Here is a 23,963-nt window from a genome sequence, read left to right as displayed (position 1 = left end):
GTGGTGGAGGGGTGCGGGAGGTCATACGCCGAGTTCGGCTGCACGCACCCCTCCACCATGCTTCGCATGGTCCCCCTCCCCATGGCTTCGCCGCAGGGAGGATTAAGTACGTCCGCTCCCCACCCCAAAACCGCCATCACCGCTGCCGAAGCCGTAGCCCGCTACCCCTTCCCCACCCGCGCCGCCGCATGCACCTCGGCGCGCTCGAGCAGCAGCGCCAGATCCTCGCGGCTGATGTCGAAGGTCTCGCCGAAATCCTCGAGCGCGGCGTCGATATCCGCCATCTGCACCCCCACCGGCGCCGGAACCGGCGGCTTGCCCTCGATCGCGCGGGCGCGGTGCGGGTAGCTGTGGCCCGAGAAGCGGTGGAAGAGGATGCCGATCGCCACGAGCACGGCCGAATTGATCACGACCGGCACGAGGAAATCGACGACGTGGCTGCCGAAGGTCGACCAGCCGAGCACCGCGCTCAGCGCCACGGCGCCGCCGGGCGGATGCAGGCAGCGGAGCAGCGACATCACCAGGATCGCGGTCGCCACCGCGAGCGCCGCGGCGAGCGCGGGGGTCGAGACGGCATTGGCGACGAGGATGCCGGTGATCGCGGCGACGCTGTTGCCGCCGACGATCGACCAGGGCTGCGCGAGCGGGCTCGCCGGCACCGCGAACAGCAGCACCGCCGACGCCCCCATCGGCGCGATCAGCCAGGGCATCGACGCCGGAAACAAGGCGCCGCAGATCAGCCCGGCGAGGCCGATGCCGAGCAAGGCGCCCGCGCTGCCGATCATCCGGTCGCGCAGGCTCGCACCCGCGAGCAGCGGTTTGAACAGGCGACTCGGCCCCGATTGCGTCACTGATTTCTCCTTCGGCCGCGCGCCGATGCCGCGAAGCCGGACGATTTGCCAGAGAGGATTGATTGGCGGGGCGCCAGCGCTTCTTTCTCCGCCCGTTGGTCCTTGAACCAGCCCGCCGCTCCGCTAAAGCCGTTGCATGCGTAACTTCCTCATCCCCAGCGCCTTCGCGCTCGCCGCCGCCCTTTCCGCCCCCGCCTCCGCCCGGCCGATGACCGAGGTGGATCTTGCAACGCTGAAGCGCGTCGCCGCGCCGGCGGCGTCGCCCGACGGGCGCTGGGTCGTTTATCAGCTGACCGAGACGGCGCCGGGGACCTACAAGCGCGCGACCGGGCTGTGGCTTGTCGATCGCAATGCGAAAGACGCGGTGGCGGTGCGCGTCGCCGACACCGCGGACAAGAATGAGAGCGCCCCCGCCTTCCACCCCGATGGCAGCCTCTATTTCCTCTCCAACGCCTCGGGCAAGAGCCAGGTGTGGCGTATCGACCCCAAAGCCGCGGGCGCGGGCGCGACGCAGGTCACCGATACCAGGGCCGATGTGTCGGGCTTCAAGATTTCGCCCGACGGCGGCAAATTGCTCGCCTGGGGCGATGTGCCGCGCGAATGCACCGACTTCGGCTGCGAGGCGAAGGACAAGGGCGAACTGCCCGGTCCCGGCACCGGCCGCCTCTACAAGGACGAAAGCGGGTTCGTGCGCCACTGGGACAGCTGGGAGACCCCCGGCACCTACAGCCGCCCGTTCATCTTCAACCTCGAGGGCGGCAAGGCGACGGCAGCGCGCCCGGCCGACGCGGGCCTCACCGGCGACAGCCCGTCGAAGCCCTTCGGCGGCGGCGAGGAACTGGCGTGGGGCGCCGACAGCCGCACGATCTTCTTCACGCTGCGCAAGGCCGACAAGGACGAGCCGACCTCGACCAACCTCGACATCTACAGCTGGCTGGTCGACAGCCGGATGATGCCGGTCAATCTGACCGCGGACAATCAGGCGACCGACACCCTCCCCGCCCCCTCGCCCGACGGCAAGTGGCTCGCCTATGCGGCGATGGCGCGTCCGGGGTACGAGGCCGACCGGCAGGTGCTGATGCTCCGAGAGCTTGCGACCGGCGAGACGCGCAAGCTCACCGACGCATGGGACCGTTCGGTCGGCTCGATCGCCTGGGCGGCCGACGGCAAATCGCTCTATGTCACCGCACAGGACGTGCTCGACCATCCGGTGTTCAAGGTCGACGCCAAGAGCGGCAAGGTCGAGAAGCTCAAGGCCACCGCCGAAGAATATCAAGGCAATATCGGCGACGTGACCGTGCTGCCCGGCGGCGCTTTGCTCTATTCGCGCAACAGCGTCGCGGTACCGACCGACCTCTGGACGCGCGATGCCAAGGGCAAGGTGACGCGCCTGACCGACGTCAACCGGGACCAGATGGCCGGGATCGACCCAGTCGATGCCAAGCGCTTCAGCTTCAAGGGCGCGAACGGCGACACCGTGTGGGGGCAGATCGGCAAGACTGCCGACACCAAGGGCAAGATCCCGGTGGCTTTCCTCGTCCATGGCGGGCCGCAGTCGAGCTTCGGCAACAGCTGGTCGACGCGCTGGAACCCGCGGCTCTTCTCGGCGCCGGGCTATGCCGCGGTGACGATCGATTTCCACGGATCGACGGGCTATGGCCAGGCCTTCACCGACAGCATCAACAAGGACTGGGGCGGCAAGCCGCTCGAGGATTTGAAGCTCGGCCTCGCCGCCGCGGGCGCGGCCGACGCCAATGTCGACACGGCGAACGCCTGTGCGCTCGGCGGCTCGTACGGCGGCTATATGATGAACTGGATCGCGGGCCAGTGGCCCGATGGCTTCAAATGCCTCGTCACTCACGCCGGCGTCTTCGACCTGCGCGCGATGGCGTTCGAGACCGAGGAATTGTGGTTCGACGAATGGGACCATGGCGGCCCCTGGTGGCAGCGCACCGACGCCGAGAAATGGAATCCGGTCAATCATGTGACCAAGTGGAAGACGCCGACGCTGGTGATCCATGGCGAAAAGGATTTCCGCATCCCCTATAGCCAGAGCCTCGCGGCGTATAACGCGCTCCAGCGGCAGGGCGTCGAGGGCGAACTGCTGATATTCCCCGACGAGAACCACTGGATCCTGAAGGGCCAGAACAGCGTGCAATGGTATCAGACGGTGTTCGGCTGGATGGGCAAGCATCTGAAGAAGTGAGCCGGCCGGCGGCGGATCAGCCGGCGATTTCGCCGCCCGTCCTGCCATAGAAGATGCGCCATAGCGCGAGGTCGTCGCTGAAATCGGCGTAGTGATGCTCGACCCCGGCGGCGACGAAGAGCAGGTCGCCAGCGGCGAAGGACGTGCGTTCGCCGGCGTGGATGAGCACGCCGTGGCCGCGGATAACGGCGTAGAGTTCGTCCTGCTCGTGCGGGGTCTGGCGGTTGGGCGGCACGGGGATCGAGAGGCGGACGTCGAGCGTGCCGCGTTTCAGCGCCAGGACCGATCTCTCGCCTTCGGGGGTCGGGATCTTCGCTGCATAGTCGGCCAGGCGGATGACCCCGCTGCGCATCGCTTCGTCCATGCCGTCGCTCCTGCAAGCCTGCGTCAGTCTAATCTCTGCCGGTCCGGCTTGCCAGCCCGCGCCCCGGCTGGCAAAGGCGCCCGGCTATGCCGATGGAAAAAACTTTCGATCCCGCCGCTATCGAGGCGAAATGGGCCCATGAATGGGAAAGCCGCGGGCTGTTTCGCCCCGCGCGTCCCGACGCGACGCCGTTCACGATCGTCAACCCGCCGCCGAACGTCACCGGCGCGCTGCACATCGGCCATGCGCTCGACAACACGCTGCAGGACGTGCTGATCCGCTACGAGCGACTGCGCGGCAAGGATGCTTTGTGGGTGGTCGGCATGGACCATGCGGGGATCGCGACGCAGATGGTGGTCGAACGCCAGATGGAGGAGCGTCAGGACAAGCGCACCAACTACAGTCGCGAGGATTTCGTCGAGAAGGTGTGGCAGTGGAAAGGCGAAAGCGGCGGACAAATTACCGGCCAGCTCCGCCGGCTCGGCTGCTCGATGGACTGGTCGCGCGAGCAGTTCACGATGGACCCGCATTTCACCAAGGCCGTGGTCAAGGTGTTCGTCGACCTGCACAAGAAGGGGCTGATTTACCGCGACAAGCGCCTCGTGAACTGGGACCCGAAGCTCAAGACCGCGATCTCGGACCTCGAGGTCGAGACGCACGAGGTGCAGGGCGGCTTCTGGCACTTCAAATATCCGCTCGCCGATGGCGTGACGCTCGACGACGGCCGCGATTATATCGAGGTCGCGACGACGCGCCCCGAAACCATGCTCGCCGACATGGCAGTCGCGGTGCACCCCGACGATGCGCGCTACAAGAGCGTGATCGGCAAGGATATCCTGCAACCGATCACCGGCCGCCGCTTCAAGGTGGTCGCCGACGAGCATGCCGATCCTGAACTGGGCAGCGGCGCGGTGAAGATCACCCCCGGACATGATTTCAACGACTTCGACGTCGGCAAGCGCGCGGGGTTCAAGCCCGGCGAGATGCTCAACATGCTCGACGGCGATGCCAACGTCATCCAGACCGCCGATGGGCTGATTCCGGGGGAATATCTGGGCCTGCATCGCTTCAAGCGCAACGGCAAAGACGGCGCGCGCGAGCTGGTCGTGGCGCGGATGAAGGAAGCGGGTTTCCTGATCGCGCACATCGACAAGGATGGCGGCGAGCATGACGCCGAGCCGCGTACGATCCAGACGCCCTTCGGCGACCGCGGCGGCGTGGTGATCGAACCCTGGCTGACCGACCAATGGTATGTCGACGCCGAAACGCTGGCACAGCCTCCCATGCAGGCGGTGCGCGACGGGCGGATCAACATCGTCCCCAAGACGTGGGAAAAGACCTTCTTCAACTGGATGGAGAATATCCAGCCGTGGTGCGTGTCGCGCCAGCTTTGGTGGGGGCATCGGATTCCGGCCTGGTACGGGCCGAAACTGGAAGACGAATATCTTCACGAGCATGATTCTGAGCGCGTTCCGCTTGTGGCCAAAGATGAAGAAGAAGTGCGTGCCCTTGCCGCGACGCGATATTCGGTCGAGCCTGGAGACATCGAGATATTCGACAATGAGGAGGAATATCTTCAAGCTATCTCGCTAGAATCTTTCCTAAAAGTACCGCTCATTCGCGACGCCGACGTCCTCGACACCTGGTTCTCCTCGGCGCTCTGGCCGTTCGCGACGCTCGGCTGGCCCGAGAATACGGACCTGCTCCGCCGCCACTATCCCAACGATGTGCTCATCTCGGGCTTCGACATCCTGTTCTTCTGGGATGCGCGGATGGCGATGCAGGGGATGGAGTTCATGGGCGACGTGCCGTGGAAGACGCTGTATCTCCACGGCCTCGTCCGCGCGCCCGACGGCGCGAAGATGTCGAAGTCGAAGGGCAATGTCGTCGATCCGCTCGGGCTGATCGACCAGTATGGCGCCGACGCGCTGCGCTTCTTCATGTCGGCGATGGAAAGCCAGGGCCGCGACATCAAGATGGATGACGCGCGCCTCGCGGGTTATCGCAATTTCGCGACGAAGCTGTGGAACGCCGCGCGCTTCTGCGAAGCCAACGGCATTTCGGCCTCGACCAGCGTCGAGGCGCCCGCCGCGACGCTGCCGGTCAACCGCTGGATCATCGGCGAGGTTGCAGACACGGTTGCCGCGATGGAGACAGCCCTTGCCGCCTACCGCTTCGACGAAGCCGCAAACGCGATCTACAGCTTCGCGTGGGACCGCTTCTGCGACTGGTATCTCGAGCTGATCAAGCCCGCCCTTACCGAGGATGCGGCGATTTATCCCGAGCACGCCGCCGAGGTGCGCTCGGTTGCGGGCTGGGTGCTGGATCAGATCCTGGTGATGCTGCATCCCTTCATGCCCTTCGTGACCGAAGAGTTGTGGCACGCGATGGGAGATCGTCCGAACCACCCTCTGATCACGGCGCAGTGGCCGAACCCCAAAGCCGATCTCGATCAGGAGGCACGCGCTCAGATCAACTGGCTGATCGCGGTCATCAGGGAGGTGCGCTCGGCCAGGACCGAACTGGGGATCAAGCCCGGCGACAAATTGATCGCGCATTTCCCGAGCAGCCTGCAAAACCGGGTGAATCCTGCTCACGCGGCCCTTCTGCGTATCGCGCGGCTGTCGGCCGTCAGCTTCGAACCGGCCCCCGCAGGCGCCTCGGCGCAGCTCGTCGTCGAGGGCGAAACGATCACCGTCCCGCTCGAAGGCGTGATCGACATCGCCGCCGAACGCGACCGGCTGACCAAGGCGCTCGCCGCCGCGGTCAAGGAGCGCGACGGCCTCGCCGGGCGCCTGGGCAACCCGTCGTTCGTCGAGCGCGCCAAGCCCGAAGCGGTGGAGAAGGCGCGCGCCGACCATGCGGCGAAAGAGGCCGAAGCCGACCGCCTGACCGCCGCGCTGGCAAGGTTGGGGTGAGCGATAACGCAAATTCCTCCCCGCTTGCGGGGAGGTGGCAGCCGGAACGGCTGACGGAGGGGGGTGGCGTCCTTGCGCGACGCCGCGTTAACACGCCAGCCCCCTCCACCGCGCTTTGCGCGGTCCCCCTCCCCGCGAGCGGGGAGGATTTTTCGTGATCGACGGCGAAGGCCCCGTCACGCCGACGCCCGTCGCGGCGGCAGCGGATCCGGCCGCGAGCCCGGTCCCGCCGCGCCAGACCGCACGCGGCGGCGGGCGGATGGACCTCACGCAGGGGCCGATCGCCAAGACGCTGATCCTCTTCGCACTGCCGACGCTCGCGTCGAATATCCTGCAGACTTTGTCGGGGTCGGTGAATTCGATCTGGGTCGGCCAGTTCCTCGGCGAAGGCGCGCTCGCCGCGACCGCCAATGCCAACATCATCATGTTCCTGATGTTCGGCGCCTTTTTCGGTTTCGGTATGGCCGCGACGGTGCTCATCGGCCAGTCGATGGGGCGCGGCGACATCGACGCCGCGCGCCGCGCGACGGGCGGCGTGATCGGCCTCGCGCTGATCTTCTCGGTGGTGATCGCGATCATCGGCTGGTTCGCGTCGGACCAGATATTGCGCTGGCTGGAAACCCCGCCCGAGGCCTTTGCGCTCGCGCATGATTACCTCCGCGTGACCTTCCTTGCCGTCCCCGCAAGCATGCTCAGCGTCACGCTGATGATGGCATCGCGCGGCGCGGGCGATGCGGTGACCCCGCTGCGCTTCATGATCCTCGCGGTCGTGCTCGACATCGCCTTCAACCCCGTGCTGATCCTTGGCCTCGGCCCCTTCCCGCGGCTCGGTATCGCGGGCAGCGCGCTGGCGACCGCGCTCGCCGGCACGATCAGCCTCGCGGGCATGATCGGCTGGTTCTATGCGAAGAACCATGTGCTGCGCCTCCGCGGCCGCGAGCTCGCCTACCTCTATCCCAAGTGGAGCGAGCTGCGCTTCATCGTCGGCCGCGGGCTGCCGATGGGAGCGCAGATGCTCGTCATCTCGGGCGCGGGGCTGGTCATGGTCGGTCTGGTCAATCGCGAGGGGCTGGTGACCTCCGCCGCCTATGGTGCGACATTGCAGCTGTGGAACTATATCCAGATGCCCGCGCTTGCGGTCGGCGCCGCCGTGAGCTCGATGGCAGCGCAGAATATCGGCGCGAACCGCTGGGACCGGGTGGCGTCGGTGACCAACAGCGGGATCGCGATCAACCTCGGCATGACCGGGGTGCTGATCGTTCTGCTCCTGGTTTTCGACCGCGCCGCACTCGCGCTGTTCCTCGGCAGCGGCAGCCCCGCGATCGAGGTCGCGCGCAATATCCAGCTGATCGCGACATGGACCTTCCTGCCCTTCGGGACGACGATCGTGCTGATCAGCACGCTGCGCGCCAACGGGTCGGTCGTGCCGCCGCTGCTGATCCTGTTCCTGTCGATGTTCCCGATCCGCCTCGGCATCTATTGGTTCGGCTATCCCGCGATAGGCAGCGACATATTGTGGTGGAGCTTCCCGCTCTCCTCGCTCGCCTCGCTGGCGATGGCGTGGATCGTGTATCGCCGGGGCGGCTGGCGCGGCGCGATGCTCGAGCGCGTGGCCTGAACCGCCGTTCATCTGCGCTTCAGCTTTCGACCAACTTCCCCCCATGTTCGACTGGCGGCCCAGTGCCGACTCGCATGGGGCCGCGGCTTGGTCTAGGAGGGCGGCAATGAATATATCCGACCGCAAACTGGCCCAGAGCGATCGCCGCGCCAGATTCCTCGCCGCCGCGCCCGACTGGCGCGCCTCCGACGCCCGCGTCAATCCGCGCGTCGCGATCGGCTCGATCATCGCGATGTGGCTGCTCTATTTCCTGATCACGACGGGCCTCGCGATGCTGGCCGGGGCGAGCGAGCAATGGGCCTATGTCGGGCGCCGCGCGATCGTCGTCGTCGCGGGCATATTGTGTACCTTCGTCCTCTATCAGCTGCTCCAGCGCGTCCAGCCGCAAAGCTTCGGCGCAAGGCTCGCCGCGGCTATGGGGACCGCGATCCCGCTCGTCATCCTCTATGCGGCGATCAACCTGCTCGTCTTCTTCTACTGGTTCCCGACCCCCGACGCCGAGAAGATCATCGCCGAGGTCCAGCAGAAATATCCGATCGCATGGGAGCTCATGCTGATCCTCGACAGCTCGATCCGCTGGTATTTCTTCTTTGCGGTGTGGGCGGCGCTCTATGTCGCCTTCGGCTATGCGAACGAGATGCACGCGGTCGAGCGCCGCGCCGACAGCTATCGCCTCGAGGCGCAGAATGCGCAGCTGCGCGCGCTCCACTATCAGGTCAACCCGCACTTCCTGTTCAACACGCTCAATTCGCTGTCGACGCTGGTGCTCAAGGGATCGAAGACCGAGGCCGAGACGATGATCATGAACCTCGCCTCGTTCCTGCGCTCGAGCCTGGCGATCGATCCCGAGCAGCTCGTCAGCTTGAGCGAGGAGATCGCGCTGCAGCGGCTGTATCTCGACATCGAACAGACGCGTTTTCCCGACCGGCTGCACGTCGAGGTGGCGATGCCGAGCGAGCTCGAGCACGCGTGCGTGCCCGTGCTGATCCTGCAGCCGATCATCGAGAATGCGATCAAATATGGCGTGTCGCCGAGCAAGGGCACGATAGCGATCCGGCTGACCGCGAGCGCCGAATATGGCCTGTTGGTGCTCAGGATCGAGAATGACATCGACCCCAAGGCGCCGGTCCCGGCGTCGGGAACGGGCCTCGGCCTTGGCAATGTTCGCGAACGGCTGCTGACGCGCTATGGTCCCGCCGCGGGATGCGAATGGGGCAAGTCCGACGACGGCGGCTTCGTCGTGTCGCTGTGGCTGCCGCTGTCGCAGCAGGGGGGATGCTGAGACGATGATCCAGACTTTGCGGACGCTGATCGTCGACGACGAGCCGCTGGCGATCGAACGGCTGCAGATCCTGGCGGGGCAGCAGGACGGCGTGTCGTTGGTCGGCACCGCGACCGACGGCGCCTCCGCGCTGCGGCTGGTCGAGGCGCTGGCGCCCGACCTGGTGCTCTGCGACATCGCGATGCCGGGCCTCAGCGGACTCGACGTCGCCGCGGCGATCGACAAGCTCGACAATCCGCCCGCGGTGATCTTCGTGACCGCCTTCGACCAATATGCCGTCGCCGCCTTCGACGTCGCGGCGGTCGACTATCTGCTGAAACCCGTGTCGCCCGAGCGCCTCGGCCGCGCGCTGACGCGCGTGCGCGAATGGCGCGCGACCGACCGCACGCGATCGCCGAAGAGCAAGTGGATCGGCGAATTCTGGGTTCAGAACCGCGGCGAGATGCTGCGCATCGACGCGGGCCAGGTCGATTTGATCGAGGCCGAGCGCGATTATATGCGGCTGCACGTCGGCGCACGCAGTTGGCTGATCCACCAGACGATCAAGTCGCTGGAGGCGCGCATGGACCCCGACCAGTTCATGCGCATCCACCGCTCGAAGATGGTGCGCCGCGACGGCATCGCCGGGCTCAAGCACCATGGCGACGGTGCTTGGAGCGTGGATCTCGGCGAAGGCGGGGTGCACCGCATCGGCCGCACTTACCTCCACGACGTCAAGGCGATCATGCAGGGCTGACCGGCGGGGTCAGCCGAACAGCACCGCCTCGCGCGCGTAGAGGTTCAGCCAGATTTCGGCGCCCTGGTCGCCGAAGAGCGGCACATCGCTGCCGCCATCGAAGGCATCCTGTGCGAGCATCGCCATGTCCGCGAACGCGTCCATCTTGGCCGGACTGCTCGCGAAGATGAAGTCGCCCGCGGTCAGCGCGGACATCTGGACATTGTGCAGCACGATCAGGTCGCCCGAGGCGAGGCGGATCGCGCCGACATTGCCGTCCTGGACGAAGCCGCCGCTGATCTGCGCGAGGCTGGTGATGCCGAGCGCGCTGAGGTCGATGCGGTCCTGTCCGCGGGTGAAGTCGCCGATGACGTCCGACCCGCCGCCCGCGGTGAAGACGAAGACATCGTTCCCCGCCTCGCCGAACAGCACGTCGTTGCCGCCCCTGCCGTCGAGCGTGTCGTTGCCCGCGCCGCCGAGCAGGTAATTGCCCGCGGCGTTGCCCGTCATCCGGTTGTCGAGCGCATTGCCGACGCCGAAGGGCGTGTTCCCCTCGAGCACCAGATTTTCGATATTGGCGTAGAGATAATAGCCCGCGCCGTTGATGTTGGCGTAGACGGTGTCGGTGCCCTGCCCCGCCTGCTCGAACACGAGGTCGTCGGGGGTATCGACGTAGAAGCGGTCGTCGCCCTCGTTGCCGTAAAGCAGGTCGTAGTCGCCGAGCGTGCTGTCGCCGCGCAATATGTCGTTGCCGAGGCCGCCGACGAGGATGTCGGTGTGGAAGCCCACCCCGCCGATCAGCGTATCGTCGCCGTCCTGGCCATAGATCTCGTCGGCGTCGGCGCCGCCGTCGATGACGTCCTTGCCGGTGCCGCCGACGATATAGTCGATCCCGGCATCGCCGAAGAGCTGGTCGTCGCCGTCCTCGCCGAAAATGGCGTCGCGCGCGGCGCCGCCGCGGACGATGTCAGCGCCCGCTCCCGCGATCAGCAGATTTTCGCCTTCGTTGCCGAGGATGGTGTTCGCGAGTTCGTTGCCCACGCCGAAGATATTGCCGGCGCCTGCCGCGAGGGTCAGGTTTTCGACATTGGCATAGAGGTAATAATTGCCCCCCGACGTGACGATATCGGTCCCCTCGTTCGGCTTCTCGAAGATCAGCGTCGATTGGTCATCGACGAAGTAGCGGTCGTCGCGGGCACCGCCGAAGACGCCGCCGGTTACGATCCCGCCGCCACGCCCGTCATAGGTATCCGCGGCACCGCCCAACATCACCGCGCCCTCGATACGGCCCGTGTTGATCACAAGGTCGGCCACCGTCGACGTCGCGACCGTCCCGATCATCAGCCCGGAGTTACGGACCGTGACACCACGCGGGTTCACATGCTCCACCTGTATGAGCAGCGCGTAATCGCCCACGATCGTACCGCTGTTTTCAAGGATATAGGCCTGGCTGCCACCGGAGAATACGACACCGATCGCCGGCCCGTTGCCCACCGCGACGATCGAGCCGCTGTTCACGACCTGCAGCGACGAATGGAGCCCGATGGCCAGCCGGCCGCCGGCCGCTTCGATGTCGCCATCGTTCCGCGCATCATAGGTCACTGCCCCGATGGCAACCGCGTTGGATCCCATCGCCGTTGCCGAGATGAGGCCCTTGTTGTCGAACTGATTGATGGGCTGGTGCGGAAAGAAATCGATCTGGGAGAGATCGCCGTTCCGGTCATAGTCGAAAAATTCGATCAGCATCCGGCCCGCGCCCACCGCCCAGCTGACCGCGGATTCGACCTCGATCACCCCTTCGTTGCGGAGCGCGAAGGCCTCCCGAACGCCATAGGCGCCATAGGGCTGGAGCGGATAATAGCCGGCTATCAGCGGATAATCCTGCGTGCCCGTCACAAAAGCCGCGATCCTGCCGTAATTTTCGACACGGCCGAAGCCGTCGAACTCGATGGCAATCGCCGTCTTCACTTCCTCGTTCACCGCCAGCACCGTCCCGTAGACGTTGACGTTGGAGCTATCGAAGCGGCCGGTCATCACCGGGTTGAAACCTATGTTGTACCAGAGATGCTCTTCGGGCACTTCGAGCGTCTCGATCACTTCGAAATTGTCGAAGAAAAACTCGCTCTGCGAAAAATCGAGACCCGATGCCGTGCCGGGCACCCATGCGACGGCGCCCGCCCCGATCGCATCGAGGCCGCCGAAATTGGGATCGGCGACGTTCGCCTGCGCGGTGATCGCCGCAAGAACCTCCACGAAACGGCCTTCGGACTGATAGACCAGATATCGCACGCCGCCGTCGACGATCTCGCCCGCGGCCTGCCATGCGCCCACCAGCATGACCTGGTTGCCGGCGACGCCGTCGATCCGGAGCCGCTGCCCCGTATCGGTCAGCGTCTTCACATCGCCGACCCGGAGCGCGAGCGACTGGCCGGCTTGCATCTCGATCGTCTCGATGCCGCTGACGCGCCCGCTGGCGACGATAGCCGAGACGTCGATGCTCCGGCTCCCCGCCGCGAGGACCAGCGTGTCATTCCCTCCACCGCCAGCGATCGAGCGAAACGCATAGTCGCCAAGCTCGATACGATCGTTCCCGGCGCCGCCATCGACGATGTCGGCCCCCGAGGTCACGATCCGGTCGTTGCCCGACTCGCCGAACAGGCCGTCATTGCCCGCGCCGCCCAGCAGAATATCGTTGCCTGCGCCGCCGAGCAGGAGGTCGTCGCCGGCGGCGCCATCGACGGTGTCGTTGCCGGCGTCTCCGGTGACCCGGTCCCGCGCCCCGGCACCGGTAAAGCGGTCGTTGCCCAGCCCGAGATAGACATTGCCATCGACCGCGCCGGCGCCGACGTTCGAGATGACGTCCTGTGTCGTGCCGCCACGGACGTTGCCGACGATCAACCCTTCGTTGACAAGGTTGAGATCGCGCGTCCCACCGACGACGTCGCCTTCGATCCTGCCGCCGACATGGTTGTTTACATAGCCGAATTCATACACATAGACCGCGACCGGCCCGGAAATCACGCCATGGTTGTCGAGCGTTCCGAGCAGCGTCACGCCGATGTCGCCCGCGATCGTGCCGCGATTGGTCACCGTGCCCATATACATGTCGACGCCGATGGCGAGCGCGCCACCCTCGGTCGACGCGGCTTCGATGCGCCCCCAATTGTTGAGCGCCGCCCCTCCCCAGGATATCCCGGCCATTGCCACGCCGATGGCATTCTTGCCTTCGGACAGGATGGTGCCGCCGGCGCGGTTGTTGATCGTTCCGCTCGAATAGGACGACACGGCGACCGATCCGGCGTTCGCGGAAAATGAGGCCATCAGCCCCGTATTTTCCAGTACCGCGTCCGGCCCCGAAAGATCGACGACCTTGGCAAAGGTGCTGCCCGACGCGATGGCAAAAATCTGGCCGCTGTTGGTGAATTGATGACCGGTGATGAAGATTTTGATCGACGACGAAATACCCCCGTCGCTGGTGTAGACGACGGTGCCCGAATTGCTGATCGTCGCCGCGCGGATGGATGGCACCAGATTGGCGGTTCCAACCGGCGATTCGGTGTGGTTGAACAGCGATCCGTTGTTCGTGAAGCTGTTGTATGTGGTATTGATCGGACCGCCATAGGCCTCGATATTCTCGACTCGCACATATTGGCCGTTGGCGATGGTCCAATTGGGGCCGGCGGCGAGGGCGGGATTGTGATTGAGCGGCCCCGGAGGAGCCGGCGGCACCGGAATCAAACGCACGTAATACCCCCAAAATTTCCCTCGAATTACTGGCAGCTATGCGGGATTATCCGGAAAAGGCAATATAGCGGCTCGATACGCCCGGGTTCGATAAAGGATGAAAGCGACCATAGCGGGGCTTGGCCGCTTTCATCGTCTCGTCTGGCAACAAGGGCTGACCCGGTCCCTCAGCCGAACAGCACCGCCTCGCGCGCGTAGAGGTTCAGCCAGATTTCGGCGCCCTGGTCGCCGAAGAGCGGCGCATCGCTGCCGCCATCGAAGGCATCCTGTGCGAGCATCGCCATGTCCGCGAACGCGTCCATCTTGGCCGGACTGCTCGCGAAGATGAAGTCGCCCGCGGTCAGCGCGGACATCTGGACATTGTGCAGCACGATCAGGTCGCCCGAGGCGAGACGGATCGCGCCGACATTGCCGTCCTGCACGAAGCCGCCGCTGATCTGCGCGAGGCCGGTGATGCCGAGCGCGCTGAGGTCGATGCGGTCCTGTCCGCGGGTGAAGTCGCCGATGACGTCCGATCCGGCGCCGCCCGTGAAGACGAAGATATCATTCCCCGCCTCGCCGAACAGCACGTCGTTGCCGCCCCGGCCGTCGAGCGTATCGTTGCCCGCGCCGCCGAGCAGATAATTGTCCACGGCATTGCCGCCCATCACATTGTCCAGATCGTTTCCGACCCCAAAGGGCGTGGTTCCCTCCAGGAACAGATTTTCGATATTGGCATAGAGATAATAGCCGGCGCCCTCGATCCCGGCGTAAACAGTGTCATTGCCCTCGCCGGCATTTTCGAAAACAAGGTCGGCTGGCGTGTCGACGACATAGCGGTCGTCGCCTTCGTTTCCGTACATCAGGTCGTAATCGCCAAGACCGTTGCCGCTGGGATAAAAAGATTCTCCGCCGTTGATGAAATCATTCCCGGCGCCGCCAACGAGAATGTCGGTCGAGAAATCCGCGTCGGCGATGCTGCCGCCATTGTTGCCGCCGTAGATATAATCGTCGCCGTCGCCGCCGTAGATTTCATCCGCGTCCTTGCCGCCCGCGATCATGTCGTTGCCGGCGCCCGCCACGATATAGTCGATTCCCGCTTCGCCGAAGAGCTGGTCGTCGCCGTCCTCGCCGAAAATCGCGTCGCGCGCGGCGCCGCCGCGGACGATGTCGGCGCCCGCGCCGGCGATCAGCAGATTTTCCCCCTCGTTGCCGAGGATCGTGTTCGCGAGCTCGTTGCCCACGCCGAAGATATTGCCGACGCCCGCCGCGAGGGTCAGGTTCTCGATATTGGCGTAGAGATAGAAGCTGGCGCTGGCGACCGCGGTGTCGGTCCCTTCGCCGGCATTTTCGAAGACGATGTCGCCGGTGCGATCGACATAGAAGATATCGTTGCCGAGACCGCCGAAGAGCTGATCGGTGCCCGCGCGCCCGTCGATCACGTCGTTGCCGCTGCCGCCGCGCAGTTCGTCGGCGCCCTTGCTGCCGTTCAGGATATCGTCGCCGCCGCGGCCGTCGAAGACCACGCCGACCGACCCGTCGTCGAACTGCGCATTGACCTCGATCGTCTCCGCCGCCGCCGAGCCGAGGATGGTGGTGAGGTAGCCGCCGGTCGCCGCCGCGCGGATATGTTCGAAGCCGCGCACCGAATAGGTCGCATCGCCCGCGCGGGCGATGCCGGTCGTCAGATCGACCGTGAAGGCGATGTTGAGGTTGAGCTGGTCGCGCCCGGCGCCGCCATCGACGAGGCCCGAAACGGTGCGCCCGAACACGCCCGACAGGAAGAAATTATCGTCGCCGTCCTCGCCGTAGAATTTGGACGATCCCTCCGCCGTGATGCTGTCGTTGCCGCCCCCGGCGCGCAGCTCGACCGAGCCGGTGTAGCCCGGCGGCACGCCGACGGTGTCGTTGGCATTGCCGAACAGGATGCGTTCGACCGCAATCACTTCGAAGCGCTGGGTGCCGACGATGATGCCGAAGGCGAACCGCCCGGGCTCGGCCTCGATCGTTCCTGCCGCGGTGGGACCCACGTTGCGCAGATCCATGACGTCGCTGTCCGCACCGCCGTCGATCAGTCCGACGCCGGTGGGCGTGCTCGACGACAGGGCCGCCGAAAAATTGATCGTGTCGGCGCCCGAACCACCTTCGACACGATCGACCCCCGTACCGGGATCGAGGATGTCGTTGCCGGCACCGCCGAGCAGGCGATCGTTGCCGGTGCCGCCGAAGAGCGTGTCGGCCGCCCCTCCGCCATCGAGCAGGTCGTTGCCCGCACCGCCCTCGAGGCGATTGATCGCGCTGTTGCCGATCAAGTCGTTGTCGAGTTCATTGCCCGTGCCGTTGATCGCCTCGCTGCCCTGCAGCTCGAGCCGCTCGACCGCGGTTCCGAGCGTGTAGGAGAAGCCGACGCGCACCGTGTCGCGGCCGCCGCCGGCGGTTTCGACGACGGTATCGCCCGCGACATCGACGATATAGAGATCGTCGCCGATGCCGCCTTCCATCCGGTCGCCCTCGAACCCGCCGTCGAGCAGGTCGTTGCCGCTGCCGCCCTGCAGCGTGTCGATCCCGCTGCCACCGTAGAGCCGGTCGTCGCCGCCACCGCCCCGCATCGTCTCGCCGACCGACGACCCGCGAATTTCGTCGGCGAAGCCCGTTCCGACGATCGTCTCGACTTCGTGCAAGGTGACGTCGCCGGTGAACGGCCCGAAATCGAGGAAATCGACCTGGTGGATCGCCAACCCCGTCGCGGAGGCCGAGAAATCGGCGGTATCGAACCCGCCTTGGCCGCGGATGAAATCGTGGCCGGCGCTGCCGATGATGACATCGTCGCCGTCGCCGGCAAAGATTTCGTCGACCCCGTCTCCGCCGTCGATCGTATCATTGCCTTCGCCGGCGTACAGAATATCGATCCCACCGCCGCCGTTCAGCCGGTCGTTGCCCTCGCCGCCCTCGAGCGTGTCGTTGGCGCTGCCTCCGGTGAGCACGTCGTTGCCGAGCCCGCCGGTGACCCGGACGCTGCTCGTCGTCGCGGTGATCCTGTCGTCGCCGTCGCCGCCGTTGATAAAGACCAGATCGGCGAAATGTCCGACCGTGATCGTATCGGCGAAAGCGGTGGCGGTCAGCGTGTCGATCCGCTCGATATTGGTAATGACCCCGCCACCGATCGTCGAATTGGCGCCGCTGATGTTCAGCGTCAGGCCGCCGGGGGCGCCGGTCAGGTCGATGTAGACGGTATCGAAGCCATCGCCGCCGTCGGCATCGTCGCCGTAGCCGAACGACAGATAGTCGTTGCCGGTACCCCCGAACAGCTGGTCGTGCTCCGCCCCCGTGTCGGGCCCGTTGTTGCCCGATTTGAGCAGATCGTTCCCGTCGAGTCCGTAGAGGATGTCGGCGCCGTCGCCGCCGTAGAGATTGTCGGCCCGTTCGCTCGAACCCTCGTTGCCCGTCAGCCTGTCGTTGCCTGCGTCGCCAAAATAGCCGTAATCGGCGCTGCTGATTCCGTTGCCCGCCGCAATGATATCGTCGCCATCGCCGCCGTGGGCCTCCGAACCGCCGGTGATCCGATCGTTGCCCGCGCCGCCGAACCCGCGTCCCTGTTCGCCGGCGTGGATGATGTCATCGCCCTCTTCGCCATAGGCGATGCCGCCGCGATAAAAGGGGATGCGCATGTCGATCGTGTCGTTGCCCGCGCCGCCATAGATATTGCCGGTGAACTCGCCCGCGAGGATATTGTCGTCGCCACCAAGGGCGAAAATCGGCGCCTGCGCCGACATCGCAGCGCCATTGATCGTGTCGGCGAAATTAGTGCCTTCGAGCCAGTCGACGGTTTCGATATTGACGATCGTGCCGCCGCCGATCGTCACCCCGGCCAGGAAGGCGCCGGTGTTGATGGTCAGCCCCGACGTCGCCCCGCTGAAGCTGATCAGCAGGCGATCGAAATCGGCACCCCCGTCGACATTGTCGCCGAAGCCCGCAAACAGCCGGTCAGCGCCGGCACCACCGCGCAACGTGTCGCGTTCGGTGCCGGTATCGAGCGTCGGCGCGATGAACGGATTATCGAAATAGGGCCGCTCATAATAAGCGCTGGGATCGCCGCTGTAGAGCGTGTCGTTGCCGTCTCCGCCGTCGATGGTATCGGCGCCGCCGGCTCCCGCCAGCGTGTCGTCGCCGCCGGCGCCATCGATCGTATCCGCACCGCCGGTTCCCACATAGCTGTCCGAGCCCGGACCGCCCTGAAAATTCGCCACCCCAATTCCCCCATCCGATGAGCCTCTGGACTATAGGGCAAAAGGTTGAAACGCAATTGCTTTAGCGGCGAGATGAGTTAGGGAACCCGCCTCGCGCCGTCGCGATCTGCGGCATGATGACGCTTGGGCGAACCGGACGGCCGATCGGGCTTTGCCGACGGCGAAAGGGGATGCGTCCGCGACGCACCCCCCTCTGCCCGACGATCGATGTGGCAGCCGCTCAGGGCGCGGCGACGACCACCGAGCCGCGATCGGCCACCGCGGTGCCGGCGCCGTTGAACAGGCTGGCCAGTTTCACATCGGTGTCCTTCATCGTGTCGTCGGCGCACTCGCGCGCTTTCTGCTGGGCGCGAAGCCCCTGCGCCAGGCGGGTGTCGCACACTTCGCGCACCGCCATCTTGACGCGGGTGGTCAGCCGGTCGCGGCCCGAGGCGCTGGAAAGGTTGAGATCGTCGTAGCGGACGACGACGCTCTTCTTGTCCTGCGCGGCGGCAGGAACGGAGATGCTGGTGAGGGCCAGGGGCACTGCCAGCAGGATCAGGGTAAGTTTCGCCATGGGGGAGTCCTCTCTTGGGGGATGCGAGATACGAGGGCCCGGACCGGGGAAGGCCAACGCCCCCGTATCCCGCATTTGGAGAGATACCGGGTGCGGCCCCGCTGCGCATTCGGGGTTCGACCGGACGGAATGAGCGGTCGATTTCCGGACGAAGGTCGATTTTGCATCGACGAATGGACGGAGGATGGTCGCGAAATCGTCATGCAACCCCGTCCGCACCCCGGCGTTACCCCTTCATGCGAGGCAAAGGGGCATATCCGAAAAGCCTGATCTGGGCCGGCGCCGCGGGAATCGGGGCGATCGGGGGGCTGCTGCTCGGCAATTTCGTCGTCGGGCCCGAGGTCGCAGCCGGCAGCGAATATGGCTCCTACGCCGAAGTCGCCGGCAATCCAGACGCGCTCGGCGTCTCCAGCTCCTTTGGCGAACCCTGCTACGACTGCGGCCGCGGCTATGGCGCTGCGATGCCGCAAATGGCGGCGAACGACGAACGGATGGATCACGCCTTCCGCGAACTCGGCGCGGTCGAGATCGACTATGCGTCGCCGGCGACCGACGATTACGCCTATGGCGGCCGCTTCGACGATCCCGCCGCCGCGCGAACCATCGTCATGCAGCCTCCGGTGCCGGTCGAGGTCGCGGCGTCGGCCGCCGACGCGCCGCCGCCGGTGATCGCCACCCTGGCCGTCGCCCCGGCGGGCGAACAGCCGCCCGGCCCGCCGGATGCGGTGGTCGATTAGGGCTTCGGCGGCACCGCGGGCGTGGCGCAGCGCGTGGTATCGCCGGCCTTGCACGCCGCGACATCGGCTTCCCATTTGATCCGCTCTTCGGCCGACATCGCCGCGACGCGCGCCTTTTCGGCTTCATAGGCGGCGGTTTCCTCCGCAAAGACCGCCTGCGAGTTCGCCTCGGCCTGCGCCACCGCGGCGACCTGCTGCTGATAGGCTGCGGTCTCGGCGTCGGCGCGCGCCTTCTGCTCGGCGTTGAGCCGCGCGGTGTTGGCGCGCTCCTCGGTGGTCGTGCCGTCGGGCAGCGGCTCGAACGCGTGCGCCGGAACGGCGATCAGCGCCAGCGCGCTCGCCGCCATGAACAAGGTCTTCGTCATCGAAGCTCTCCTTATGAGGTATCCTGCGACCAGAACGCGCACCGGCATCGGGCGTTCCGCACCATTTGACCGCCGCGCCTTGCGCCGCCATGCTGGCGCGACCCCGCATCCTGCCGATGGGAAATCGCTTGTTGACATCGCCCCCGCGCCGCCTCAACCGCCCGGTCTTCTTCGTGCCGCTCGCCGTGCTGGCTGCGGCGGTGCTGGCGAGCCTGTGGCAGCGCGAGGCCTTTTTCGCCGCCGAGGTCGCGATCAACGACTGGGTGCTCGCCTGGTTCGGCCCAGCCTTCGCCGTCGCGGGGGTCGCCTTCCTGATCCTGCTCGCCGCGGTCGCGATCTCGCCGCTCGGCAAGACGATCATCGGCGGGCCCGACGCGAAGCCCCTGCTCGGCCGCTGGCGCTGGTTCGCGGTGATGCTCTGCACGACGATCGCGACGGGCATCTTGTTCTGGGGGGCCGCCGAGCCGCTGTTCCACCTCAACACGCCGCCGGCGATGCTGGGGCTGGAGCCGGGCAGCGACGAGGCTGCGGCCTTCGCCATGTCGACGATGTTCCTCCACTGGACGCTGACGCCCTATGGCATCTACACCGTCGCCGCGCTCGCCTTCGCGCTCGTCTATTACAACCGCCGCGAGCCGTTCAGCCTGTCGTCGCTCTTCGTGCCGCTGCTCGGCCAGCGGGCGCACGGCCCGGTGGGATCGGGGATCGACATCATCTGCCTCTACGCACTCGTCGCGGGCATGGCGGCGTCGATGGGCGCAGGCATATTGGCGCTCGCGGGCGGGATCGAGGGGCTTGGCGGCTTTGCGGGCGGCGCGGGGCTGCGCTGGGCGATCATGATCGCGATCGTCGCGAGCTTCCTGGTCTCGGCCGCCACCGGGCTGCAGAAGGGCATCGCCGGGCTGTCGGTGCTCAACACCTGGATCTTCTTCGCGATCATCGCCTTCGTGCTGCTGGCGGGGCCGACGGCCGAGATGCTCGGCCTGTCGTTGCGCGGCGGCGCCGATTATGTCGCGACCTTCGGCCCACGCAACCTGGGGCTCGACGTCGACCGCGACTGGCACCGGCAATGGACGATCTTCAACTGGGCGAACTGGATGGCGTGGGCGCCGGTGACCGCGCTGTTCCTCGGCCGCCTCGCGGTCGGTTACAGCGTGCGCGCCTTCATCCTGTTCAACCTGATCCTGCCCGCGCTGTTCGGGGCGGTGTGGATGACCGCGATCGCGGGGGCGACGATCATTCTCGACCAGCAGAGCGGCGCGAGCCTGTTCGCGATATTGTCGAGCCAGGGCCCCGACCCCGTGCTGTTCCGGCTGTTCGATGCGCTCGGCGGCGGGTCGGTGGTAACCGCGATCGTGCTCTTCGCGATCTTCCTGTCTTACGTGGCGGGCGCCGACGCCAATGTCTCGGCGATGAGCGCGCTGTCGACGCACGGCATCAGCCCCGAACGGCCCGAGGCGGCCTTGTGGATCCAGATCGTCTGGGGCGTGACCGTCGGGCTGGTGGCGATGGTGCTGGTCGCGGCGGCAGGGCTCGACGGCATCCGCATGATGTCGGTGCTCGGCGGTTTTCCCGCGCTGTTCGTGATCGTCGGCGCCGCGCTGTCGCTCGGCGTGATGGCGTGGCGGGGACGGCCGACCGCCGCCCCCGCCCTGCCCGAATAGTTTACCCGCGCTACTTCTTTGCGGCGGGCGGCGGCGCAGGCGGCGGCGGCTTGGCTGCAGGTCCCCCGGGCGCGGGACCGGCAGTCGCACCGCTTGCCGCCGGCGGAGCCGGCATGCAGATGCGCGGCAGGTCGATCGTGGACAGCCAGACGAGCGCCATGCCCGCTACGAAGAGGAAGAACCACACCGGCGCTTTCGCGAGGCTGTCGATCAGCGCGGTCAGCGCCTTGATCAGGTCGGACGAGGGCGCCACCGCGTCGGCGGCCAGCGCGTCGTTGGCGGCCGCCGCCTGATTCACGGCCCGGATTCGCGCGTAAATCTCGACCAGCGCCGACAATATGGCCAGCCCGATCGCCAGGCAAAATGCCCATGTCGCCAAATTTGTCAGCGTGCCGAAATAGGCAAGCGTCGATTTCATGTAGAGACCGCAATAAGCGAGGATCTCCACCTCTTGATTATTAGCCATATCCCACCCCCCTTCGGTCGACCTCCGATGGGGCCGACCTTTGCCTTTCAGCGCGGGCAGCCTAAAAATCGCCGCGGTGCGCGTATAGGATGGTTGCGCCAAAATTCGAGATGGCGCTTGATGGGCCCCGGACGGGCCTGGACTCGTCCGGGGGCGTCCGACCCCGTTACCAGATCCTGGTGCGGTCCTCGGGCTTCAGATAATATTTGGCGTCGGCGCCGACGCCGAAGGCGCTGTACCAGGCGTCGACGTTGCGCACCGGGCCGATGATGCGCCAGCGCGCGGGGCTGTGCGGGTCGCTCGCCACCTGCTGCTTGATCGAATCCTCACGCGCCTTGTCGCGCCACGCCTGCGCGAAGGCGAGGAAGAAGCGCTGGTCGCCGGTCAGCCCGTCGATCACCGGCGCGGGCTTGCCGCCGAGCGAGCGGTGGTACGCGTCATAGGCGACCTCCAGCCCCGCGAGATCGGCGATATTCTCGCCCATCGTGAGGTCGGGGTTGATGAACGCGCCGGGCGCCGCTTCATAGGTCGCATATTGCGCGCCGAACGCCTTGGCCGCGGCGTCGAACTTCGCCGCATCCTCGGGGGTCCACCAGTCCCGCACCGCGCCATTGGCGTCGATCTTGCGCCCCTGGTCGTCGAAGCCGTGGATGATCTCGTGGCCGATGACGGCACCGATCGCGCCATAGTTGACCGCGTCGTCGACGCTCTCGCTGAAATAGGGCGCCTGCAGGATGCCCGCGGGGAAGACGATCTTGTTCTCCAGCCCGCCGTTGTACGCGTTCACTTCCTGCGGGTTCATCGACCATTTCTTGCGGTCGACGGGCTTGCCGAGTTCGCCCAGCTGATAGGCATATTCGAACTTCCCGCTGCGCTGGACATTGCCGTAGAGGTCGGCGGCGTCGATCTTGAGCCCCGAATAGTCGCGCCACTTGTCGGGATAGCCGACCATGACGTCCATCTTCTGGAGCTTGGCGAGCGCGGCTTCCTTGGTGGCGGGTGCCATCCAGCTGTTCGCGCGGATGCGATCGCCCATCGCGAGCTTGAGGTTCGCGACCAGCGCCTCCATCTTCGCCTTGGCACTCGCGGGGAAATATTGCTGCGAATAGGTCTCGCCGACCAGCTCGCCGAGGCTGCCGTCGACGAGCGTCAGCCCGCGCTTCCAGCGCGGGCGCAGCTCGCTGACCCCGCTCAGCACCTTGGTATAGTCGAAGCGGCTGTCGACGAAGGCCTTCGACAGATAGGGCGACGCCTGGTTGGCGACGTGGAATTGCTGCCACAGCTTCAGCGTGTCGAGCGAGGTCTTGGCATAGAGCGCCGAGATGTCGCGCACCGCGGTGGTCTCGTTGACGATCATCCGCTTCTGCGGGCCGATGCCGGCGCCAGCGAACCAGGCGTTCCAGTCGAGCCCGGGCGCATAAGCGGCGAGTTCGGCCGACGACATCGGATTGTTGATCTTGCCGATATCGCGGCGGTCGGCGATCTTCCAGCTGACCTTCGCGATCTCGGTCTCATAGGCCATGATCGCGTCGGCGCCGGCTTCGGGGTTCTTGGCCCCGGTCAGCCCCAGCGTGCGGACGATGTAGGCGCGATAGGCGTCGCGCTGCGGCTTGAACTGGTCGTCGAGATAATATTCGCGCTCGGGCAGGCCCAGCCCGCCCTGCCCCAGCCACAGCACGTTGATCGTCGGATCGTCGGTGTCGGCATAGGGCCCGCCGCCGACGATCGTCATGCCGAAGGCGCCCTGCGACGCGCCCATGAAGCGCGCCATCTCGCTCTTGTCCTTGATCGCCGCGACCTTCGCGAGGTCGGCCATCAGCGGCTTGGCGCCCAGCGCCTCGACGCGCGCCTCGTCGGCGAAGCTCTGGTAGAGGCCGCCGACCTGGCTCGTCGCCGGCGCGCCGGTGACGACCTGGCGCAGCTGGCGCTGGGTCAGGTTATAGACGTCGTAATCGACCCCCGCCGACGCCTGGTCGGCCGGGATCTCGGTCTTGGCGAACCAGCCGCCATTGGCGAAGCGGTCGAAATCGTCACCCGGCTTGACGCTGGTATCGCGCGCGCCGAGATCGACGCCCCAGCTGCCGAAGGTCAGCGCCTTCAGCGAGCCCTCGTCCTTCGCCGACGCCTCGCCCGCGCCATCGGCCTTGAGCGACGCGAAGGGCGCCATGTCGTTCGCCAGCACCGGCACCGCGACCAACGCCGCAGCCATTGCGAGGCCCGCGGCCCCACCCAAAAATTTCTTCATTTCCCC

At 66.2% G+C, this 23,963-nt stretch carries 15 protein-coding genes; 7 read left to right on the top strand and 8 right to left on the bottom strand.

Features of this window, described 5'->3' with window-relative positions; all coding sequences use genetic code 11:
* Positions 1–161: 161 nt before the first annotated feature.
* Positions 162–851 carry an HPP family protein gene (locus ATE62_RS19730; RefSeq protein ID WP_331458548.1) on the bottom strand — a complete coding sequence of 230 codons (690 nt, stop codon included), beginning with the start codon at positions 849–851 and terminating at the stop codon, positions 162–164.
* 136 nt (positions 852–987) lie between these two features.
* Between ATE62_RS19730 and ATE62_RS19725 the strand changes: the two genes are divergently transcribed.
* Entirely contained in the window at positions 988–3,057 is a 2,070-nt protein-coding gene (locus ATE62_RS19725) for a dipeptidyl-peptidase 5 (protein ID WP_058809359.1), read from the top strand.
* A gap of 16 nt (positions 3,058–3,073) precedes the next feature.
* Here ATE62_RS19725 and ATE62_RS19720 read toward each other — a convergent pair whose 3' ends face one another.
* On the bottom strand, positions 3,074–3,421 hold the full coding sequence (locus ATE62_RS19720) for a cupin domain-containing protein (RefSeq protein ID WP_197411723.1): 348 nt from the start codon (positions 3,419–3,421) through the stop codon (positions 3,074–3,076).
* Positions 3,422–3,507: 86 nt separating this feature from the next.
* On the opposite strand from ATE62_RS19720, the gene ATE62_RS19715 reads away from it, so the two are divergent.
* The 4 genes from ATE62_RS19715 to ATE62_RS19700 all read left to right on the top strand — a co-directional run bounded on the left by ATE62_RS19715 (position 3,508) and on the right by ATE62_RS19700 (position 9,975).
* Positions 3,508–6,339 carry a valine--tRNA ligase gene (locus tag ATE62_RS19715; protein ID WP_058809358.1) on the top strand — a complete coding sequence of 944 codons (2,832 nt, stop codon included), beginning with the start codon at positions 3,508–3,510 and terminating at the stop codon, positions 6,337–6,339.
* A gap of 154 nt (positions 6,340–6,493) precedes the next feature.
* Positions 6,494–7,957 (top strand): MATE family efflux transporter, encoded by a 1,464-nt coding sequence (locus ATE62_RS19710; RefSeq protein ID WP_231736328.1) that lies wholly within the window; start codon positions 6,494–6,496, stop codon positions 7,955–7,957.
* A 106-nt stretch (positions 7,958–8,063) separates the two neighbouring features.
* Entirely contained in the window at positions 8,064–9,239 is a 1,176-nt protein-coding gene (locus tag ATE62_RS19705) for a sensor histidine kinase (protein ID WP_058809357.1), read from the top strand.
* A 4-nt stretch (positions 9,240–9,243) separates the two neighbouring features.
* The gene (locus tag ATE62_RS19700) at positions 9,244–9,975 is read left to right on the top strand and encodes a LytR/AlgR family response regulator transcription factor (RefSeq protein ID WP_058809356.1); all 732 of its coding nucleotides are present in this window, start codon (positions 9,244–9,246) and stop codon (positions 9,973–9,975) included.
* A 9-nt stretch (positions 9,976–9,984) separates the two neighbouring features.
* Here the strand turns inward: ATE62_RS19700 and ATE62_RS23445 are convergent, their stop codons facing one another.
* From ATE62_RS23445 to ATE62_RS23730, 3 genes are all read right to left on the bottom strand, one after another.
* Positions 9,985–13,698 (bottom strand): hypothetical protein, encoded by a 3,714-nt coding sequence (locus ATE62_RS23445; RefSeq protein WP_156420616.1) that lies wholly within the window; start codon positions 13,696–13,698, stop codon positions 9,985–9,987.
* Positions 13,699–13,865: 167 nt separating this feature from the next.
* Positions 13,866–17,924 (bottom strand): beta strand repeat-containing protein, encoded by a 4,059-nt coding sequence (locus ATE62_RS24055; RefSeq protein WP_058809354.1) that lies wholly within the window; start codon positions 17,922–17,924, stop codon positions 13,866–13,868.
* Between the two features lie 220 nt (positions 17,925–18,144).
* Entirely contained in the window at positions 18,145–18,480 is a 336-nt protein-coding gene (locus ATE62_RS23730) for a UrcA family protein (protein WP_058809353.1), read from the bottom strand.
* Between the two features lie 236 nt (positions 18,481–18,716).
* Between ATE62_RS23730 and ATE62_RS19680 the strand changes: the two genes are divergently transcribed.
* Positions 18,717–19,217, top strand: coding sequence for a hypothetical protein (locus ATE62_RS19680; protein WP_058809352.1), 501 nt, complete (start codon positions 18,717–18,719; stop codon positions 19,215–19,217).
* On the opposite strand, the gene ATE62_RS19675 is transcribed toward ATE62_RS19680, so the two are convergent.
* Positions 19,214–19,582 carry a hypothetical protein gene (locus ATE62_RS19675; RefSeq protein ID WP_058809350.1) on the bottom strand — a complete coding sequence of 123 codons (369 nt, stop codon included), beginning with the start codon at positions 19,580–19,582 and terminating at the stop codon, positions 19,214–19,216. The genes ATE62_RS19680 and ATE62_RS19675 overlap by 4 nt on opposite strands.
* Positions 19,583–19,713: 131 nt before the next feature.
* Between ATE62_RS19675 and ATE62_RS19670 the strand changes: the two genes are divergently transcribed.
* Positions 19,714–21,246 carry a BCCT family transporter gene (locus ATE62_RS19670; RefSeq protein WP_231736326.1) on the top strand — a complete coding sequence of 511 codons (1,533 nt, stop codon included), beginning with the start codon at positions 19,714–19,716 and terminating at the stop codon, positions 21,244–21,246.
* 10 nt (positions 21,247–21,256) lie between these two features.
* Here ATE62_RS19670 and ATE62_RS19665 read toward each other — a convergent pair whose 3' ends face one another.
* Together ATE62_RS19665 and ATE62_RS19660 are read right to left on the bottom strand one after the other, a co-directional pair.
* Positions 21,257–21,712, bottom strand: a complete 456-nt coding sequence (locus ATE62_RS19665; RefSeq protein WP_156420614.1) for a hypothetical protein — start codon at positions 21,710–21,712, stop codon at positions 21,257–21,259.
* A 166-nt stretch (positions 21,713–21,878) separates the two neighbouring features.
* Entirely contained in the window at positions 21,879–23,957 is a 2,079-nt protein-coding gene (locus ATE62_RS19660; protein WP_058809346.1) for a M13 family metallopeptidase, read from the bottom strand.
* Positions 23,958–23,963 lie beyond the last annotated feature (6 nt).

Origin of the sequence: Sphingopyxis sp. HIX, from assembly GCF_001468285.1 — a bacterium.
GTDB lineage: Bacteria > Pseudomonadota > Alphaproteobacteria > Sphingomonadales > Sphingomonadaceae > Sphingopyxis.
The sequence above is the reverse complement of the archived record's forward strand: the minus strand, read 5'-3'. Positions and strand labels throughout refer to the sequence as shown.

Bases quoted from the DNA above. Each gene is read 5' to 3' on its own strand.
- ATE62_RS19725 (WP_058809359.1), top strand. From the start codon at position 988: ATGCGTAACTTCCTCATCCCCAGCGCCTTCGCGCTCGCCGCCGCCCTT.
- ATE62_RS19700 (WP_058809356.1), top strand. From the start codon at position 9,244: ATGATCCAGACTTTGCGGACGCTGATCGTCGACGACGAGCCGCTGGCG.
- ATE62_RS19715 (WP_058809358.1), top strand. From the start codon at position 3,508: ATGCCGATGGAAAAAACTTTCGATCCCGCCGCTATCGAGGCGAAATGG.
- ATE62_RS19665 (WP_156420614.1), bottom strand. From the start codon at position 21,712: ATGGCTAATAATCAAGAGGTGGAGATCCTCGCTTATTGCGGTCTCTAC.
- ATE62_RS19660 (WP_058809346.1), bottom strand. From the start codon at position 23,957: ATGAAGAAATTTTTGGGTGGGGCCGCGGGCCTCGCAATGGCTGCGGCG.
- ATE62_RS19675 (WP_058809350.1), bottom strand. From the start codon at position 19,582: ATGACGAAGACCTTGTTCATGGCGGCGAGCGCGCTGGCGCTGATCGCC.
- ATE62_RS19720 (WP_197411723.1), bottom strand. From the start codon at position 3,421: ATGGACGAAGCGATGCGCAGCGGGGTCATCCGCCTGGCCGACTATGCA.
- ATE62_RS19705 (WP_058809357.1), top strand. From the start codon at position 8,064: ATGAATATATCCGACCGCAAACTGGCCCAGAGCGATCGCCGCGCCAGA.
- ATE62_RS23730 (WP_058809353.1), bottom strand. From the start codon at position 18,480: ATGGCGAAACTTACCCTGATCCTGCTGGCAGTGCCCCTGGCCCTCACC.
- ATE62_RS19680 (WP_058809352.1), top strand. From the start codon at position 18,717: ATGCGAGGCAAAGGGGCATATCCGAAAAGCCTGATCTGGGCCGGCGCC.